This is a genomic window from Duganella lactea (assembly GCF_009857505.1).
In the GTDB taxonomy this organism is placed as follows: domain Bacteria; phylum Pseudomonadota; class Gammaproteobacteria; order Burkholderiales; family Burkholderiaceae_D; genus Rugamonas; species Rugamonas lactea.
Genome location: NZ_WWCP01000006.1, coordinates 65,606 through 83,429 on the forward strand (window position 1 = coordinate 65,606; position 17,824 = coordinate 83,429).

At 69.0% G+C, this 17,824-nt stretch carries 15 protein-coding genes; 12 read left to right on the forward strand and 3 right to left on the reverse strand.

Features of this window, described 5'->3' with window-relative positions; translation table 11 throughout:
- The first annotated feature begins 14 nt into the window (after nucleotides 1-14).
- From GTP44_RS07750 to GTP44_RS07800, 11 genes are read left to right on the forward strand one after another with little or no spacing between them, the layout of a single operon-like run.
- Entirely contained in the window at nucleotides 15-1,382 is a 1,368-nt protein-coding gene (locus GTP44_RS07750) for a DUF1329 domain-containing protein (RefSeq protein ID WP_161018976.1), read from the forward strand.
- Entirely contained in the window at nucleotides 1,382-2,464 is a 1,083-nt protein-coding gene (locus tag GTP44_RS07755; RefSeq protein WP_161018977.1) for a WD40/YVTN/BNR-like repeat-containing protein, read from the forward strand. Before GTP44_RS07750 ends, GTP44_RS07755 begins: the two co-directional genes overlap by 1 nt.
- Entirely contained in the window at nucleotides 2,461-4,839 is a 2,379-nt protein-coding gene (locus GTP44_RS07760; protein ID WP_161018978.1) for an efflux RND transporter permease subunit, read from the forward strand. Before GTP44_RS07755 ends, GTP44_RS07760 begins: the two co-directional genes overlap by 4 nt.
- A gap of 22 nt (nucleotides 4,840-4,861) precedes the next feature.
- Nucleotides 4,862-6,022, forward strand: coding sequence for an alpha/beta hydrolase family protein (locus GTP44_RS07765; RefSeq protein WP_161018979.1), 1,161 nt, complete (start codon nucleotides 4,862-4,864; stop codon nucleotides 6,020-6,022).
- Nucleotides 6,023-6,051: 29 nt separating this feature from the next.
- Nucleotides 6,052-6,993 carry a VOC family protein gene (locus tag GTP44_RS07770; protein ID WP_161018980.1) on the forward strand — a complete coding sequence of 314 codons (942 nt, stop codon included), beginning with the start codon at nucleotides 6,052-6,054 and terminating at the stop codon, nucleotides 6,991-6,993.
- A gap of 10 nt (nucleotides 6,994-7,003) precedes the next feature.
- Nucleotides 7,004-7,366 carry a Rieske (2Fe-2S) protein gene (locus tag GTP44_RS07775; RefSeq protein ID WP_161018981.1) on the forward strand — a complete coding sequence of 121 codons (363 nt, stop codon included), beginning with the start codon at nucleotides 7,004-7,006 and terminating at the stop codon, nucleotides 7,364-7,366.
- A 41-nt stretch (nucleotides 7,367-7,407) separates the two neighbouring features.
- The gene (locus GTP44_RS07780; RefSeq protein ID WP_161018982.1) at nucleotides 7,408-8,538 is read left to right on the forward strand and encodes an FAD-dependent oxidoreductase; all 1,131 of its coding nucleotides are present in this window, start codon (nucleotides 7,408-7,410) and stop codon (nucleotides 8,536-8,538) included.
- Nucleotides 8,539-8,552: 14 nt separating this feature from the next.
- The gene (locus tag GTP44_RS07785) at nucleotides 8,553-9,716 is read left to right on the forward strand and encodes an MFS transporter (RefSeq protein WP_161018983.1); all 1,164 of its coding nucleotides are present in this window, start codon (nucleotides 8,553-8,555) and stop codon (nucleotides 9,714-9,716) included.
- A 33-nt stretch (nucleotides 9,717-9,749) separates the two neighbouring features.
- Entirely contained in the window at nucleotides 9,750-10,328 is a 579-nt protein-coding gene (locus tag GTP44_RS07790; RefSeq protein ID WP_161018984.1) for a cupin domain-containing protein, read from the forward strand.
- Between the two features lie 28 nt (nucleotides 10,329-10,356).
- On the forward strand, nucleotides 10,357-11,364 hold the full coding sequence (locus GTP44_RS07795) for a fumarylacetoacetate hydrolase family protein (protein WP_161018985.1): 1,008 nt from the start codon (nucleotides 10,357-10,359) through the stop codon (nucleotides 11,362-11,364).
- Nucleotides 11,361-12,308 carry an NAD-dependent epimerase/dehydratase family protein gene (locus GTP44_RS07800; RefSeq protein ID WP_161018986.1) on the forward strand — a complete coding sequence of 316 codons (948 nt, stop codon included), beginning with the start codon at nucleotides 11,361-11,363 and terminating at the stop codon, nucleotides 12,306-12,308. The genes GTP44_RS07795 and GTP44_RS07800 overlap by 4 nt, the downstream gene beginning before the upstream one ends.
- Here GTP44_RS07800 and GTP44_RS07805 read toward each other — a convergent pair.
- Together GTP44_RS07805 and GTP44_RS07810 are read right to left on the reverse strand one after the other, a co-directional pair.
- Nucleotides 12,295-14,055: a tannase/feruloyl esterase family alpha/beta hydrolase gene (locus tag GTP44_RS07805; RefSeq protein WP_161018987.1), complete on the reverse strand. Its 1,761-nt coding sequence runs from the start codon at nucleotides 14,053-14,055 to the stop codon at nucleotides 12,295-12,297. The two genes, GTP44_RS07800 and GTP44_RS07805, sit on opposite strands and share 14 nt — an antisense overlap.
- A gap of 11 nt (nucleotides 14,056-14,066) precedes the next feature.
- Nucleotides 14,067-15,233 (reverse strand): ABC transporter substrate-binding protein, encoded by a 1,167-nt coding sequence (locus GTP44_RS07810; RefSeq protein WP_161018988.1) that lies wholly within the window; start codon nucleotides 15,231-15,233, stop codon nucleotides 14,067-14,069.
- Nucleotides 15,234-15,362: 129 nt separating this feature from the next.
- On the opposite strand from GTP44_RS07810, the gene GTP44_RS07815 reads away from it, so the two are divergent.
- Nucleotides 15,363-15,851: a MarR family winged helix-turn-helix transcriptional regulator gene (locus GTP44_RS07815; protein ID WP_202424022.1), complete on the forward strand. Its 489-nt coding sequence runs from the start codon at nucleotides 15,363-15,365 to the stop codon at nucleotides 15,849-15,851.
- 7 nt (nucleotides 15,852-15,858) lie between these two features.
- Here GTP44_RS07815 and GTP44_RS07820 read toward each other — a convergent pair whose 3' ends face one another.
- Nucleotides 15,859-17,673 (reverse strand): sigma-54-dependent Fis family transcriptional regulator, encoded by a 1,815-nt coding sequence (locus GTP44_RS07820; RefSeq protein ID WP_161018989.1) that lies wholly within the window; start codon nucleotides 17,671-17,673, stop codon nucleotides 15,859-15,861.
- Nucleotides 17,674-17,824: the final 151 nt, after the last annotated feature.

Genomic DNA, 17,824 nt, shown 5'->3' on the forward strand with positions numbered 1-17,824 from the left:
CCAAGGAGACACTGATGCAGCAATCACACCTCAAACACGCCTTAACGGCCATCGGCACGCTGGCGGCGCTGGCGGCCAGCCTGTCCGCCAGCGGCGCCACGCCGGAAGAAGCGGCCAAACTCAAAACCGAGCTGACCCCGTTCGGCGCCGAGAAGGCCGGCAACAAGGACGGCAGCATCCCGGCCTGGACCGGCGGCTACACCACCGCCATCGCCGGCGACAAAGCCGGCGGCCGGCGCGGCGATCCATTCAAGGACGAGAAACCGCTGTTCGTCGTCACCGGCAAGAACGCCGACCAGTATGCGGCGCTGCTGACCGACGGCACCAAGGCCATGCTGAAGAAATACCCGGACTACCGGCTCGACGTCTACCCGACCCACCGCACCGCCGCCGCGCCGCAGTGGGTCTACGACAACACGTTCAAGAACGCCACCCGCGCCAAGCTGGGCGCCGGCGACGTGGTCAGCGGCGCCTACGGCGGCATCCCCTTCCCGATTCCGAAGAGCGGCGTGGAAGTGATGTGGAACCATCAGTTGCGCTGGCGCGGCACGTCGTGGCAGATCCCGCTGACCCAGTACCAGCTGACCGCCGACGGCAAGGCCGTGCTGACCACCAGCGGCGTCGCCGACGCCCAAAGTCCCTACTACTTCCCCGAGGGTACGCCGGAGCAGTTCGCCAAGAGCAACGAGTTCTGGCTGCTGCGCCTGATTAACTCCGGGCCGCCGATCCGCGCCGGCGAGGCCATCGTCGGCCGCACCAACCTCGATCCGAGCAAGGACCAGGCCTGGGTCTACCTGACCGGCCAGCGCCGCGTGCGCAAGCTGCCCAATCCCTGCTGCGACACGCCGACGCCGGCCACCGCCGGCGTGATGAGTTTCGACGAGCTGTACACCTGGACCGGCCGCACCGACCGCTTCGACTGGAAGCTGGTGGGCAAACAGGAAATGCTGATTCCGTACAACGGCAACAAGCTGCTGCAACCGAAGACCGACGCCGAAGTGCTGGGCAAAGCCTACCTCAATCCCGACCACGTGCGCTGGGAACGCCATCGCGTGTGGGTGGTGGAAGCCACGCTGCGCGCCGGCCAGCGCCACCAGGCGCCGAAGAGCCGCTACTACTGCGACGAGGACACGTGGAGCTGCGTGCTGGGCGACCGCTGGGACGCCAACGGCCAGCTGTGGAAAACGCTGTGGTCGCAGACCTTCGTCGCACCGGACCTGCCGGGCACCGTGATCGGCGCGTTCGGCTTCACCGACCTGATCTCCGGCAGCGCCTTCGCCGGCGACCTGTACACCTCGCGCCCGGCCCAGTATCCGCTCAAGCCGCGCTATCAGGACAGCATCTTCACGCCGGACGCGATGGCTGGCGAGGGGGCGCGCTGATGGCGGGCAAATCGTTCTTGTCGCAGTGCGCCTGGTTCAGCGCCGTGGCGCTGGGCGCGGCGCCGCTGGCGGCGCCGGCTGGCGACGCCAGTGCGGACGCGGTCACGGCGGCCCGGCTGCGGCCGGCCGTGATGGCGCGCCAGCCGACGCAGTCGGTGATGCTGGGCGCGGCCATGGCCGGGCCGCGCATCGTCGCCGTCGGCGAGCGCGGCGTCATTCTGCTCAGCGACGACCACGGCGCCACCTGGCACCAGGCGCCGGCACCGGTCAGCGTGACGCTGACGGCGGTGCGCTTTGAGGATGCTTTGCATGGCGTCGCGGTCGGCCACGCCGGCGTGGCGCTGGTCACCGCCGACGGCGGCGCCAGCTGGCGGCAAACGCTGGACGGCGTGCGCGCCGCCGCGCTGACGCTGGCGGCGGCCAAGGCCGGCAGCGACGCCGCCGCCATCCGCGAGGCCGAACGCCTGGTGGCCGACGGCGCCGACAAACCGCTGCTGGACGTCTGCCTGGCGGGCAACGGCCGCGTGCTGGCGGTCGGCGCCTACGGCCTGGCCTTCGGCAGCGACGACGGCGGCCGCAGCTGGAGCGCCTGGAGCGGCCGCATGGACAATCCCAAGGGCCTGCACCTGAACGCGGTGCGCCAGCGTGGCGACACGGTGCTGATCGGCGGCGAACGCGGCCTGGCGCTGCTGTCCACCGACGGCGGCAAGCGCTTCCAGCGGCTGGCGGTGCCCTACCAGGGCAGCTTCTTCACCGCCGAACTGCCGGCCGGCGGCGCGCTGGTGCTGGCCGGCCTGCGCGGCAATGTCTGGCAATCGGCCGATGGCCGCGACTGGCGCCAGCTGGCCAGCCCGATGCCGGTGTCGATCACCGCCTCCACCGTGCGCGCCGACGGCTCGCTGCTGTTCGCCAATCAGGCCGGCCTGATGCTGGACGTGCGCGGCCAGGCGCTGGCGCCACTGGCCGCCGCCCCGCTGCCGCCACTGAACGGCGTGCTCGACCTTTCCCAGGGCCGCCTGCTGGCGCTGACCATGCAGGGCCTCAAATCCGTGGCCGCGCCCGCCACTGGAGCGGCGCCATGAACCTGCCCGATCACACCACGCCATTCGATCCGGCCTCTGGTTCGCTGATCGAACGCCTGCTGTTCAACCACCGCTGGCTGGTGGTACTGGCCTGCGCGCTGGTCACTGTGCTGCTGGGCTGGCAAGCCACCCGGCTGGAGATCAACGCCAGCTTCGAGAAGACCATCCCGGCCAACCACCCGTACATCCGCAACTACCTGGCCAACCAGGCCGAGCTGACCGGACTGGGCAACGCCGTCCGCATCGCCGTCGACAACCCGCGCGGCAACATCTACGACGCCGCCTATCTGGACACGCTGCGCCAGATGAGCGAGGAGGTGTTCCTGCTGCCGGGCGTCGCCCGCAACCAGATGAAGTCGCTGTGGACACCCGGCACGCGCTGGGTCGGCGTCACCGAGGACGGCCTCGAAGGCGGCCCGGTGATCCCGGACGGCTACGACGGCGGCGGCGCCAGCCTGGCGCAATTGCAGGCCAACGTGGCGCGCTCCGGCGAAATCGGCCAGCTGGTGTCGGCCGACGCCCGCTCCAGTGTGATCTACGTGCCACTGCTGGCGCGTGACGGCGACGGCAAGGCGCTCGACTACGGCCAGTTCGCACGCCGCCTGGAAACCCTGCGCGCCAAGTACGAACAACAGGGCGTGCGGGTACACATCACCGGTTTCGCCAAGCTGATCGGCGACCTGATCGACGGCGTGCGCGCCGTGCTGCTGTTCTTCGCCATCGCCGTGGCCATCGCCACCGTCATGGTGTACTGGTACACCCGCTGCGCGCGCTCCACCGCGCTGGTGGTGCTGGCCTCGCTGGTGGCGGTGCTGTGGCAACTGGGGCTGCTGCCGGCGCTCGGCTATGCGCTCGACCCATACTCGATCCTGGTGCCGTTCCTGGTGTTCGCCATCGGCATGAGCCACGGCGCGCAGAAGATGAACGGCATCATGCAGGACATCGGCCGCGGCATGCCCAAGCTGGTGGCGGCGCGCTACACCTTCCGCCGCCTGTTCCTGGCCGGGCTGACCGCGCTGCTGGCCGACGCGGTCGGCTTCGCGGTGCTGTCGGCGGTCGACATCACCGTCATCCGCGAACTGGCGGTGGCCGCCTCGCTGGGCGTGGCGATGCTGATCTTCACCAACCTGATCCTGCTGCCGATCATGCTCAGCTACACCGGTGTCAGTGCCGCCGCCGCCACCCGTAGCCTGCGCGCCGAAACGGCGGCCGCCTCGGGCCAGCGGCGCCACGCGCTGTGGGCGTTGCTGGACCGCTTCACCACGCGCCGCTGGGCCGCCGGCGCCATCGCCGTCGCGCTGCTGCTGGGCGTCGGCGCGTATGCGTTGAGCACGCGGCTGAAGATCGGCGACCTCGATCCCGGCGCGCCGGAACTGCGCGCCGACAGCCGCTACAACCGCGACGTGGCCGCCATGAACGCCGCCTACGGTGCTTCCAGCGACGTGCTGGCCATCATGGTCAAGACGCCGGACGGCCAGTGCGCCCAGTACGACACGCTCAACAAGATCGATGCGCTGGAATGGCAGTTGCGCCAGATCGACGGCGTGGAAAACACCAACAGCCTGGCGCTGCTGAACCGCCGCGTGCTGGCCGGCCTCAACGAAGGCAGCCCGAAATGGTATGAGTTCCTGCCCAACCAGGACATGCTCAACACCGTCACCGCCGGCGCCCCGCGCGGCCTGTACAACGACAGCTGCAACCTGCTGACGGTCTACACCTACCTGCGCGACCACAAGGCCGACACGCTGGCCCGCGTCACTGGCCACGTCGAAGCGTTCGCCGCCGCCAACAACAGCCAGGACGTGCGCTTCCTGCTGGCCGCCGGCCCGGCCGGCATCGAGGCCGCCACCAACAGCGTGGTGCACGCGGCCTGGCGCAGCATGCTGCTGCTGGTGTACGCCGCCGTACTGGCGCTGTGCTTCGTGACCTTCCGTTCGTGGCGCGCGGTGCTGGTGGCGGTGCTGCCGCTGGTGCTGACCTCGGTGATGGCCGAGGCGCTGATGGTGCTGCTGGGCATGGGGGTCAAGGTCGCCACGCTGCCGGTGATCGCGCTGGGCGTCGGCATCGGCGTCGACTACGCACTGTACATCCTGAGCATCACCCTGTCGCGGCTGCGCCAGGGCGCCAGCCTGTCCGACGCCTATTACCACGCGCTGCTGTTCACCGGCAAGGTGGTGATGCTGACCGGCTTCACGCTGGCCATCGGCGTCATTACCTGGACCGCCAGCCCGATCAAGTTCCAGGCCGACATGGGCCTGCTGCTGGCCTTCATGTTCATCTGGAACATGCTGGGGGCGCTGGTGCTGGTGCCGGCGCTGGGGCATTTCCTTTTAAAACCGCAACAGTCACAACAGTCTCAACAATCGCAGCAATAACGTACTGAGCAAAGGAGCATCGATGTTTCGCTATTTCCCCACCAACTACGTCTGGAATCTGTCGGTCAACCTCGCCATTGAAATGGGCGCGAAGATCGGCGAGATCGAAGAAATGTGCGCGCCACTGCAGGAGGCCGCCAAACAGCCCGACGCCGCCGGCACCCAGGCGTTCCGCGCGACCTGGGTGCGCATGGCCGACAAGCTGTGCGAGCTGGCCGCCGAGGACGAGCAGCGGGGCCGCCTGATCTCGGCCGGCGACAAATACGTCCGCGCCGCCACCTACTACCTGACCGCCGAACGGCTGCAGGCGCACGGCGCCGAAGGCCGCCTGGCGCTGTACCAGCGCTTCCTCGAGGTGTTCAACCGCGGCGTCCGGCTGGCCGGCGACAACTGCGAACGGGTCGAGATTCCCTACGGCGACGCGCATATCTCCGGCCTGCTGGTGCGGGCCGAGGGTGTGGCGGGGCGCGCGCCGATGCTGGTGCAGGTCAATGGCCTCGATTCGACCAAGGAAATGAAGTACGCGGTCAGCCTGCCGCGCTGGCTGGCCAAGCGTGGCGTCGCCTCGCTGATCATCGACCAGCCGGGCACCGGCGAGGCGCTGCGCCTGCACGGCCTGACCGCCGTCTACGACAGCGAGCGCTGGGCCAGCAAAGTGGTCGATTGGCTGGAGACGCGCGACGACGTCGACCCGCAACGCATCGGCCTGGAGGGCGTGTCGCTGGGCGGCTACTACTGCCCGCGGGCGGTGGCCTTCGAGCCGCGCTTCGCCTGCGGCGTGGCCTGGGGCGCCAACCACGACTGGCGCGACGTGCAGAAGAAACGCCTGCAAAAGGAAGGCAGCTTCCCGGTGCCGCACTACTGGGAACACGTGCGCTGGGTGTGGGGAGCCAAGGACATGGACGCGTTCATGGCCATCGCCGAACAGGTGCATCTGGACGGCGTGGTGGAGCGCATCAAGGTGCCGTTCCTGGTCACCCATGGCGCCAAGGACTCGCAGATTCCGCTGCACTGGGCGCAGCGCACCTACGAGCAACTGGTCAACAGCCCCAAACGCGAACTGAAGATCTTCACCGAGCGCGAAGGCGGCGTGCAGCACGCCAGCTTTGACAACTCCGCCAACGCCGGCGCCTACATCGCCGACTGGGTCGCCGAGACGCTGGGCGCGCGCACCGCCGTATGAACCGACCAGGACCACACATGAATACACCCATGAATATTATCGGACCCGATGCACTGATCTTCGGCGTCGACGACATCGCCGGCTGCGCCCAATACCTGACCGACTACGGTCTGACCCCGGTGGACGTCAGCGCCGCCGGCGGCCGCTTCGAGGCGCTCGACGGCACCGCCATCATCCTGGCCCGCCAGGATGACCCGGCGCTGCCGGCGCCGCTGCCGACCGGCAGCATGCTGCGCAAGACCGTCTACGGCGTGGCCGACAGCGCCACGCTGGAAGCCATCGCGGCGGAACTGGGCAAGGACCGCGAGGTACGGCGCCTGGCCGACGGCGCGCTCGAAACCCAGGACGACCTGGGCTTCGCGCTGGGGTTCCAGGTCAGCCGCCGGCGCGCCATCGCGCTGCCGGCCGAAACGATCAACGCGCCCGGCGCGCCGGCCCAGCGCGCGCCCAACGTGGTGGCCACCGACGAACACCGCGTGATCCAGCCGCGCACGCTGTCGCATGTGGTCTACTTCGTGCCCGACGCGGTGCGCGCCGAGGCGTTCTACGTCGAGCGCCTGGGCTTCCGCTGCACCGACCGCCTGACCGGCGCCGGCCCCTTCCTGCAGCCGGCCGGCACGCTGGACCACCACACGCTGTTCCTGATCCAGACCCCGCCGTTCATGCAGGGCGTCGAGCATTTCACCTTCCACATGGGCGGCCCGACCGATCTGATGCAGGCCGGCACGCGCTTCGTCAACCAGGGTTACCAGTCGTTCTGGGGACCGGGCCGCCACAAGTTCGGCTCCAACTGGTTCTGGTATTTCAACAGCCCGCTGGGCTGCCACGTCGAGTATGACGCCGACATGGACCTGCACGACGCCAGCTGGCAGCCGCGCAGCGTGCCGATGAGCGCGGACGCCTCGCAGCTGTTCCTGTTCCAGTCGCGCGACAAGTGGGCGCCGGCCGGTCCGCCGCCACCGGCCGCCTGAGCGGGACGCCATGCACGCGCCAAGACTGCGGCTCTGCCGCCTCGACGAGCTGGCCGACGGCGAGGCGCGCGGCTTCGATCCGCTCGGCCACGGCCAGGACAGCGTGCTGCTGGTGCGCCAGGGCGCGCGGCTGCACGCCTACCGCGACCTGTGCCCGCACTACGGCGACACGCCGATGGCGTGGCGCCGCCACGCCTACCTGAACGCCGAGCGCAGCCACATCGTCTGCGCCGCCCACGGCGCCTGGTTCGAGATCGACGGCGGCGCCTGCATCCGCGGTCCCTGCCTGGGACAGTCGCTGACGCCGGTCGGCGTCAGCGTTGACGCCGAGGGCGACGTCTGGCTGGACAGTGATACATTTAATCAACCATAGAAACACAGCAACACTAAACCAAACACAACAAGGAGACCCACATGACATCCCCAGCAAAAACCATTCTGATCATCGGCGGCGGCTTTTCCGGCATGGCGGCCGCCATCCAGCTACGCAAGCAAGGGCTGGACGTGGAGGTGGCCGAGATCGATCCCGGCTGGCGCTCCTATGGCGCCGGCATCAGCCTGGGCGGCGCCACGCTGCGCGCCTTCAAAACGCTGGGCATCCTGGAGCAGTTCCTGGCGCAGGGCTCGGCCGCCGACGGCGCCGACCTGTTCCTGCCAAACGGCCACAAACTGGCGACGCTGCCGACGCCGCGCCTGGCCGGCGACGACGTCCCCGGCGGCGGCGCCATCATGCGCCCGGTGCTGGCCAAGATCCTGGCCGACGCCACCGTCGCCAGCGGCGCCCGCGTGCGCCTCGGCTGTACCTTCACCAGCCTGCGCCAGGACGCCGACGGCGTCGAGGTCGGCTTCACCGACGGCCAGACCCGCCGCTACGACCTGGTGATCGGCGCCGACGGCCTGTACTCCAAGGTGCGCGAGACGATCATGCCCGAGGCGCCGCGACCGCGCTACACCGGCCAGTGCGTGTGGCGCGCGGTGCTGCCACGCCCCGCCGAGGTCGAGCGGGCCACGATGTGGGTCGGGCCGCGCGTCAAGACCGGCGTCAATCCCGTCTCGCGCGACCAGATGTACCTGTTCGTCACCGAGGACCGCGCCGACAACGTGCCAATCGATCCACAACAGTTCGCGCCGATGCTGCGCGAACTGCTGGCGCCATTCGCCGTGCCGCTGATGCAGCACTGCCGCGACGCCCTCGACGCTAACGCGCAGATCGTCTACCGGCCGCTGGAACAGCTGCTGGTGCGCCAGCCGTGGCATCGCGGCCGCGTGGTGCTGATCGGCGACACGGTGCACGCCACCACGCCGCACATGGCCTCCGGCGCCTGCATCGGGATCGAGGACGCCATCGTGCTGGCCGAGGAACTGGGCGCGGCGGCCAACATCGAGCAGGCGCTGACCCGCTTCGGCGCGCGCCGCTGGGAACGCTGCCGCATGGTGGTGGAAAACTCCGGCCGCCTGGGCGAGATCGAAATCAGCGGCGGCGACAAGGCCGAGCACGCGCGCATCATGCACGACACCCACCTGGCGCTGGCCGCCCCCATCTGAGCGCGCCGACCGTCATGAACAATCAGACCCGATTGAACGAACGCTGGCCCGGCCGCCTCGCGCTGATGGTGGCGCACTGCGCCGGCATGGTGGACCTGGTGGCGTTGCCGGTATGGGTGGGCGCGCTGATCAGCCACTACGGCTTGACGCCGCAGCGCGCCGGCGCGCTGGCCACGCTGTTTTTGCTGGGCGCGGTCGCCGCCAGCCTGTTCTGGTCGCCGCGCTTCCACCGCGCGCGGCCGGCGCGGGTGGCGCCGTGCGGCTTCGCGCTGGCGGCGCTGGCCTTTGTCGGCCTGGCCGGCACCGGCGATTTCATGCTGATGGCGCTGCTGCACGCGCTGGCCGGCGCGGCGGCCGGCAGCGCCTTGAGCATGACCCACGGCAGCATGGGCCGCAGCCGCAATCCGCACCGCATGTTCGCGCTGGCCGGCATGGCGCTGGGGGTGTTCGCCATCGCCTTCCTCGGCCTGACGCCGGGACTGGTGGCGACGGCCGGCGGCGCGGCGCTGTTCCTGGTGTTCGCCGGCGTGATGCTGGTGGCCGCCGCGGTGGCCGCCGTCGCCTTCCCCACCGGTGACGCGGCCGCCACCGGCGCCGGCCACGCGGCCCCCGAGGGCCGCCTCAGCAACGCGGTGTGGTTCGCCGCGCTGGGCATCGCCTGCATGGGGCTGGTGCAGGCGATGCTGTTCAGCTTCCTCGAACGCATCGGCGTCGACCGCGGCTTCACGCCGGCCGCCGTGACGGGCGTGTTGATCGCGCTGGGCTTCGTCAATCTGCTGCCGGCGCCGCTGGCGGCGCTGCTGCAACAACGCTGGCCGGCGCGCCGGGTGGTGCTGGGCGGACCGGTGGCACAGGCGGCGCTGGCGCTGACCATCGCCACCAGCAGCGGCTATCTGCCCTACGCGATCGCCGGCGCGCTGTTCGCCGCCGTGATGATCTTCACCCACACCTTCGCCTTCGGCCTGGTGGCGCAGCTCGATCCGGGCGGCCGCGCGCTGTCGGCCACGCCGGCCATGCTGATGGTCGGCGCCGCCATTGGCCCGCTGCTGGGCGGAACGCTGGTGCAGCACGCCGGCTACGGCATGCTCGGCAGCGCCGCCGTGGCGCTGGCGGTGCTCGCCGTGTATTGCTTCGCGCAGGCCGGCCGCCACCCCGCCACCGCCGCCGCCCCGACCTGATGGATTTGATTTGATTTGAAAACCGGAGTCCCCATGAGCTTTCCCCCGATCCAACGCATCGTCACCGGCCACGACGCCGCCGGCAACGCCATCGTCAGCAGCGCCGGACCACTGCCCACGGTGGTCGAACTGGCGGCCATTCCCGGCACGGTGTTCCATGAAGTGTGGAGCACCGCCGCCACGCCGGCGCCGGTCGACAACGGCGCCGATCCCACGCCCGGCGCGCTGACCCTGCCACCGCCCGCGGGCGGCACGCGGCTGCGCTTTGTCGACATCCCGCCCGACACCGCCGACTTCCTGGCGCACGGCGCGACGCGCATGCATGCGGCCTTCACGCAGATCGGCGACGTCGCCGCCTCGACCGTGAAGCCGCACTCGCCGCACCCGCTGATGCACCGCACCGAATCGATCGACTACGGCGTGGTCATCGAGGGCGAGCTGACGCTGGTGCTGGACCACGAGGAAGTGGCGCTGCGCCCCGGCAGCGTGGTGATCCAGCGCGGCACCAATCATGCGTGGGCCAACCGCTCGCAACGGCCGTGCCGCATCCTGTTCGTGCTGATCGACGGCGCCTACGATCCGCTCATCGCCGCCGCGCTGGCCAGCCATTGACCCACCCTTCTTCCAACGGAATCCAACGATGAAATTCGCCACCCTGCAAGACCACACCCTCGATGGCCAGCTGTTGCTGGTGTCCCGCGACCTGCGCCGCTGCATCGCGGCCGGCCCGCTGGCGCCGTCGCTGCTGCACGCGCTGCAACACTGGACCGAGGTGGAGCCGGCGCTGCAAGCGCGCTACGCGGCGCTCAACGCCGGCGCGCTGGCAAGCCAGCCCTTCGATCCGCGCCAATGCGCCGCGCCGCTGCCGCGCGGCCCGCAATGGTGCGACGGCTCGGCCTTCCTCAATCACGCCCACCTGATGGCGCAGGCGTTCAACACGCCGCCGATCCCGGACCTGGAGACGATCCCGCTGATGTACCAGGGCGCCAGCGACGACTTCCTCGGCCCGCACGTTGATGTGCCGTTGCCGAGCGAGGCCGACGCCATCGACTTCGAAGGCGAATTCGGCGTCGTCGTCGGCGCCGTGCCGATGGGCTGCGCGCCGGCCGAGGCGCTGGCGGCGGTGCGGCTGGTGGTGCAGCTCAACGACTGGAGCCTGCGCGCCATGGGGCCGCGCGAGATGCGCACCGGCTTCGGCTTCCTGCAAGCGAAGCCGTCGACCAGTTTCGCCCCGGTGGCCGTCACCCCGGACGAACTGGGCAACGCCTGGCACGATGGCCGCGTGCAGTTGCAACTGGAGGTCGATTGGAACGGCGAGCGCTTCGGCCAGCCGCACGGCGGCGAGATGAGCTTCAGCTTCGGCGACCTGATCGCGCACGCGGCACGCACGCGCCGCCTCACGCCGGGCACGCTGATCGGCTCGGGCACGGTGTCCAACGCCAGCCGCGCGGCCGGCTCGGCCTGCATCGCCGAACGGCGGGTGATCGAGATCATCGACCGCGGCGAGCCGCTGACCGGGTTTATGCGTTTTGACGACCGCGTGCGGATGGAGGCGCGCTGGCCGGGCGCCGGCGCCGGGCCGTTCGGCGTCATCGAGCAGCGCGTGGTGCGGGCGGCGAACGCGGGCAACGCGGAGCCGGCGGCATGAGCCACATCGTCGTCACCGGCGCCAACGGTTTTGTCGGTGGCGCGCTGGCGCGCCGCCTGCAAGACAGCGGCCACCGCCTGACGCTGATCGACCGCGACTTCGACGCCGCGCCCGCGCCCGGCGCGCGCCAGTTGCGCGGCTCGTTCGGCGACCCGGCGCTGCTGGACGCGGCGCTGGACACGCCGGCCGATACGGTCTTCCACCTGGCCAGCATGCCGGGCTCGCTGGCCGAGCGCGAATACGCGGCCGGCTACCAGGTCAACCTGCTGGCGACGCTGGCGCTGGCGCAGCGGCTGGCCGCGCACAAGGACGGCGCACGCCGCACACGGCTGGTGTTCGCCAGTTCGGTCGCCGTCTACGGCCCGCTTGACGCGGACGCGGTGCACGAACACCAGCCGCCGCAACCGGCGATCAGCTACGGCGCACACAAGCTCATGACGGAGATCGCCCTGGCGGACCTGAGCCGGCGCGGCCTGCTGGACGCGGTCAGCCTGCGCCTGCCGGGCATCGTGGCGCGGCCGGCCAGCGAGTCGGGCCACGGCTCAGCGTTCATGAGCCTGGTGATGCGGCGGCTGGCGGCGGGCGAAGCCTACGTCTGCCCGGTGTCGGCGGCGGCGACCGCGTGGTGGATGTCGTTGCCCTGCTGCGTCGACAATCTGCTGCACGCGGCGGCCATGGACACCGCCGGCGCACCGCCTTCGCGCACCTGGCAACTGCCAGTGCTGCACCTGAGCATGGAGCAAGTGCTGGCGGCGCTGGCGGCGCGCTACGGCGACGCCTGCCGCGATCTGATCCGCCACCAGCCCGACGCCGCCATCGAGGCGCTGTTCGGCCGCTATCCGGCGCTGCATACGCCCGCCGCGCTGGCGGCCGGCTTCCGTCACGACGGCAGCGCGGCCGAGCTGGTGCGGCGCGCGCTGGCCGAGGCCGTTATTTGCAGCTGAAGTTGGCGGCGTCCTCGATGCTGCCGCTGCCGTTGTAGCGCGCCACCTGCGGGTACGGGCACAACGGCCGGGTGCGCGTCGCCGCCCACGTCGACGGCAGGTCGGCGTTGGCGCCGCCGGCATTGCCCGCGCCGCGCGCGCCGGCCTTGACGCTGGCCGGCGCCTGCCCCTTCTCCACCCACGCCACCAAGGGTGTCAGCATGTCGAACTGATCGGTCGCCGGTCCGCCCGAGCAGTGGTTCATGCCCGGCACCTGGAAATAGCGGGCGAAGTTGCCGGCGTCGCCGCCGTTGGCCGCGCGCAGGTTCTCATACCAGTTCTTCGTGTCGTCGCTGGAGAAGATCGGATCGCTGGTGCCGTGGTACAGCATCATCTTGGCGCCGCGGTTCTTCACCTTGCTGAAGTCGGTCAGGTTGGGCGGCAGCATGAACGACAGCGCGCTTTCCTGGTAGGTGGCGTTGGTGGCGGCCACCTGCGACAGCAAAGTGTCGACGTTGGACGTCAGCGCGAAGTTGGCGCCGTTGAAGGTGGCCGGATCGACCGGCGGCACTTTCCAGATCATCGCCACCGCGCCGGAATCGAGCTGCAACGGCGAGAAAAACTTCCAGAACGCCCAGCCGCTGGTGCCCAGACCGGCGTCATACGGGAAGCTGGCGTAGATGCGCGTCTTGTCGCTCTTCAGCGCGCCGCTGAACAACTGGCCGATGGCGGTTTTCTGCGCGCCGCTCAGGCAGGTGCCGTCGCGGCCTTGCGCGCCGCAGGTCGGCACGTCGCGCTCCAGGCTGAAGGCGGCCTGACAGGCGCCGGTGTCCTGCACCAGACCATCCTTGACGCCATCGAGCGCATCGCACTTGTCCAGCACCGCGTTCGATACCAGCGCGCGCTCGGCGGCGGTGAAGCCGGTGCCGAGGTCGCCCGGTGTGGTGGCCAGCGCGGCATAGGCCTGGCCGCCGGCGATGTTGGCGATCGCCGCCAGCGGCAGACGGAAGCCGGGGTCGCCGACCAGGTAGCCGTCGAACTGCTCGGGATAACGCGCCGCCGCCACCATGGTGTGACGGCCGCCGTTCGAGCAACCGCCGAAGTAGGAGCGGTCCGGCCCCTTGCCATACGCGGTCTGGATCACGCTCTTGGCCATCGGCGCCAGCTTGCCGGAGGCCTGGTAGCCGTAGTCCAGCCGCGCCTGCGGATCGATGCCGAACAGCGGCGTGGCGGCGCCATGGCCGGCGTCGGAGCTGATGACGGCAAAGCCCTGGTTCAGCGCGTTGTCCAGCTGTCCGCCGCCGCCGACATCGCCGGTGGCGGTGACCACCGCGCCATCGAGGCCGCCGTTGCCCTGATAGAAGAAGCGGCCATTCCAGTCGACCGGCAGGCGCATCTCAAAGCCGATCGCGTAGTTCTGTCCATCCACCGGGCTGACCCGCTGAAACATCGAACCCTTGACCAGGCAGTGCGCCGGCACCGGTTTGCCGCCCACCGTCAGCCCGCCAGCCGCTACCGAGGTGGCGCTGGCGATGCTGGTGTTCGGATAGCTGATGCGAGCGGCCAGGTCGGTGCAGGAGCCCAGCTTGGCGCCGGTGGCGGCGCTCAGTTGCGGCAGCGGGGTGCCGCTACCGGCGCCTGCGCCAGTAGCGGGATTGACCACGCCGGCGTCACTGCCGCCATTGCTGCCGCAGGCGCTCAGCGTCAAGGCGCCGAGGCAAAGCGCCGCCAGCGGCGCGCCCTTCAAGACACGTCGTTGATTCTTCATGGCGAGGCTCCTTAGTTAGGGCTGACGTCGCGCAGCACCGCGATCGGCTCGTTGACCAGCTTACCGTTGACCTTCTTCACCTCGCGGATGTACATGTTCTGCACAATGTCGCGGGTGGCCGGATCGATGCTGATCGGGCCGCGCGGGCTCTCGCGCTTCATACCGGTCAACACCTTCATGGCCTGCTCGCCGGTGACCGTGCCGTTAAGCTGGCGCACGGTTTCATAAATCATGCCCATGGTGTCATACGCCGCCACCGTGACGAAGGTGGCCGGCGGGCGGCCCGGATTGGCGGCGGCGTAGGCTTTCAGGAAGGCCTTGTTGGCGTCGTTGTCCAGCGTCGGCGCGTAGTTCAGCACCGTCACCGCGCCCAGCGCGCGGTCGCCCAGCGCCTCCAGCGTCGGATTCTCGCTGGTCATGTCGCCAACGCCGAGGAACTTGATGCCGGCCTTGTCCAGCCCCTTGTCGCTGAAGGCTTTCAGCAGGCCGATGCCATCCTCCACACCCGGCGCGAAGAAGAACAGCGCATCCGGCTTTTCATCCTTGATGCGCTGGATGAACGGCGAATAGTCCGGATTGGCCAGCGGCACCCGCGCCGAGCCCACCAGCTTGCCGCCGCCGGCGGTGAAGGTCTTGTTGAAGCGCGCCTCGGCATCCAGTCCGGTGCTGTAGTCGCTGACCAGCGTGTAGACCTTGCCGATCTTGTTCTGCGCGGTCCAGCTGCCGAACGGGCCGGTCATCTGGTGCATGGTCATGCTGGTGCGCAGCATATAGGGCGACTTGGCGGTGATGCCATTGGTGACGGCGTTCATGACGATCATCGGAATCTTGGCCTGGGTGGCGATCGGCGCCACCGCCATCGCGCTCGGCGTCAGCGAAAAGCCCACCAGGAAGTTCACCTTGTCGCGCGTGATCAGCTCCTGCGCCGCGCGCTTGGACTCATCGACCTTGGTGCCGCCGTCGTCGCGGTAAATGATCTCGATCTTCTTGCCGGCCACTTTGTCGCCGTACTGCTGCATATAGGTCTTGATGCCGTCCTCGAACGGCTTGCCGGTGTTGGCAAACGGTCCGGTAAGGGCGGCGATGACGCCGATACGGATGGTGTCCTGGGCTACGGCATGGCCGGCCGCCAATTGCAGGCAGGCCGCTACAACGGTCGTCAGTGCGAAGGTCTTCATGGTGTCTCCTCCTTGGGAAGGTGTTTTTGAATTTAGTTATGTTTTATAACGATTATAGGCTATACGCATTTTGGCCACATTGCAAGCGCGCAGATGGCCCCGGCGCGGCATTTTTGCTAGAATCCGCAGATGACAAAGCAGATCAAGAAGAAAGCGCCGCCGGCCGCAACGCCGCCAGAGACGGGCGAACCAGCGCTCGATCAGCGCACCTTGCAGGCGCTGGTCGGCTATAACTGCCGCCGCGCCTATATCAACATCATGCCCTTGTTTGAAAAGCGCATGGCGAAGTACGAGCTTCGTCCGGTCGACTTCAGTGTACTGAGCCTGTTGAAGGCCAATCCGCACATCAATCAGAAACGGCTGTCGGTGGCGGTCAAGGTATCGCCGCCCAATCTCGCGATCCTGCTCGACAAGCTGCAACAACGCGGCCTGCTGCTGCGCGAACGCAGTCCGCTGGACCGGCGCTCGCAGACGCTGGCGCTGACGCCGGCGGGCCTGAGCATGTGCGGCAAGGCCGAAAAGACCGCCGCCGAACTGGAACTGGACGCCACCGCCGCCCTCACCGACGACGAGCGCGCCCAATTGATCCGCCTGCTGCAAAAAATCTACCTGAACTGACGCCGGCTCAGGGCTGCTGCAGCTTCTTCATGCGGTAGGACAGTTGCGGCCGCGTCAGGCCCAGCATGCGTGCGGCGGCCGACAGATTGCCGTCGGCACGCTGCACCGCCGCCAGGATCAACGTGCTTTCCAGCTGATCCAGCGACCACCCCTTGCCCTGCGCCTGCTGCCGCAGCATGGCCGGCAGCACATCCAGCAGCGCGCCCGGCGCCGGCGTTTCCTGCTGCGCTGGCGCCGTTGGCGTGGCGCCGCCATGGCCCGTCAGGCGCCCGGTCTGCGCCAGCGAAAAGTACGAGGTCTGCGACTCCTCGCCGCTGGTGAACAAATGCGGCAGGTCGATCGGCCCGCCTTCGTCGGCATAAATGACGCCGCGCTCCACCAGATTCTGCAACTCGCGGATATTGCCCGGAAAGTGATAATTGAGCAGCGCATCGACCGCGCGCGCCGTGAAGCCGGTCACGCGGCGCTGGTGCTTTTGCCCATAGTGCCGCATGAAGTAGCCCATCAGCAGCGGAATGTCGTCGCGCCGGTCGCGCAACGGCGGCAGATGGATCGGGAACACGTTCAGGCGGAAAAACAGGTCTTCGCGGAAGCGCCCCTGGCGTATCTCCTCGCGCAGATCGACATTGGTGGCGGCCACCAGCCGCACATCGACCTTGACGCTGCGCACCCCGCCCACCCGCTCGATCTCGCCCTCCTGCAGCGCGCGCAGCAGCTTGCCCTGCGCCACCAGGCTCAGTGTGCCGATCTCGTCGAGGAACAGCGTGCCGCCGCTGGCGCGCTCGAACCGGCCGGGCCGCGAGTGGCTGGCGCCGGTGTAGGCGCCGCGCTCGACGCCGAACAGTTCCGACTCGATCAGCGTCTCCGGGATCGCCGCGCAGTTGACCGCCACAAAGGGCTGTTCCTTGCGGGGGCTGATCTGGTGCAGCATGTAGGCAAACAGCTCCTTGCCCACGCCCGACTCGCCGGTGAACAGCACCGTGGCGGCGGTCGGCGCCACCCTTCGCAACATGTGGCAGGCGGCGTTGAAGGCCGATGACACCCCCACCATCTCCTTGTCCGCATACGGACGCTGGTCATCACCGGGCAGCTCGGCGGCCTGCTGCGGCACGCCGTAGGCGGTGGTGCTGACGAAGGCCTCGGCGTTCAGGAAGCGCAGGTCTTCCTCCACATTGTCCCATTCGTCGGCCGGCTTGCCGATCAGCCGGCAGCGGTGGTGGCCCATGCAGGTGCATTCGACTTCGCGGTAGATGGTCAGGCGGCCGATCATCGCGCTGGTGTAGCCGATGGCGTAGCCGGTCTGCATCCAGCACGCCGGCTCGGTGCCGATGCCGAAATCGGCCTGGTGCACCTCGGCCTCGCTGGAGTGGTGCCACAGGAATTCACCGTGGTAGGTGCCGCGCTCGAAGTCGAACTCGAAGTGCAGCGGCTCGACCTTGACCGCCCCTTCCAGCGAATGCATGCGTGGGCCGGCGGCGAACAGCGAGCCCGGTTCGGCGTTCGGCCAGCGCTCGCGCAGCAGTTGGGCGTCGCGCGCGCCGGCGGAATAGCCGACTCGCGTCAACAGGCCGCGCGTGCGTTCCGCGCCGATGCTCTCCAGCAGTTCGCGCCGCAGCGCGCCCAGCGAGGTGGTGTGCAATAGCTGCATGCGCTGGCCATTGAGCCAGATGCGGCCATCACCGGGTGAAAAATGCAGGCTTTGCGTCAAGTCGTCCAGCGTGGGCGCAGCGCCAGCGGTCAAGTGCTGGCTGTCGCCGTGATTCAGCATCTTGCCGGTCACGCGCGACATCTCGGCCAGCGATACGCGAGGGGGTTTGCTCATGTCTCCACTTTCTACGTTTTTTATCAAATCATACATCGGCATTTCTCCTGGTTGATCATTTCATCAAGCGCCGCCACCGTCATTGTTGTGCTGCATTGCGCCAACGCGCGCCGCCTCGCCGTAATGTCGTCATTCGGTGGATGCGTCATGC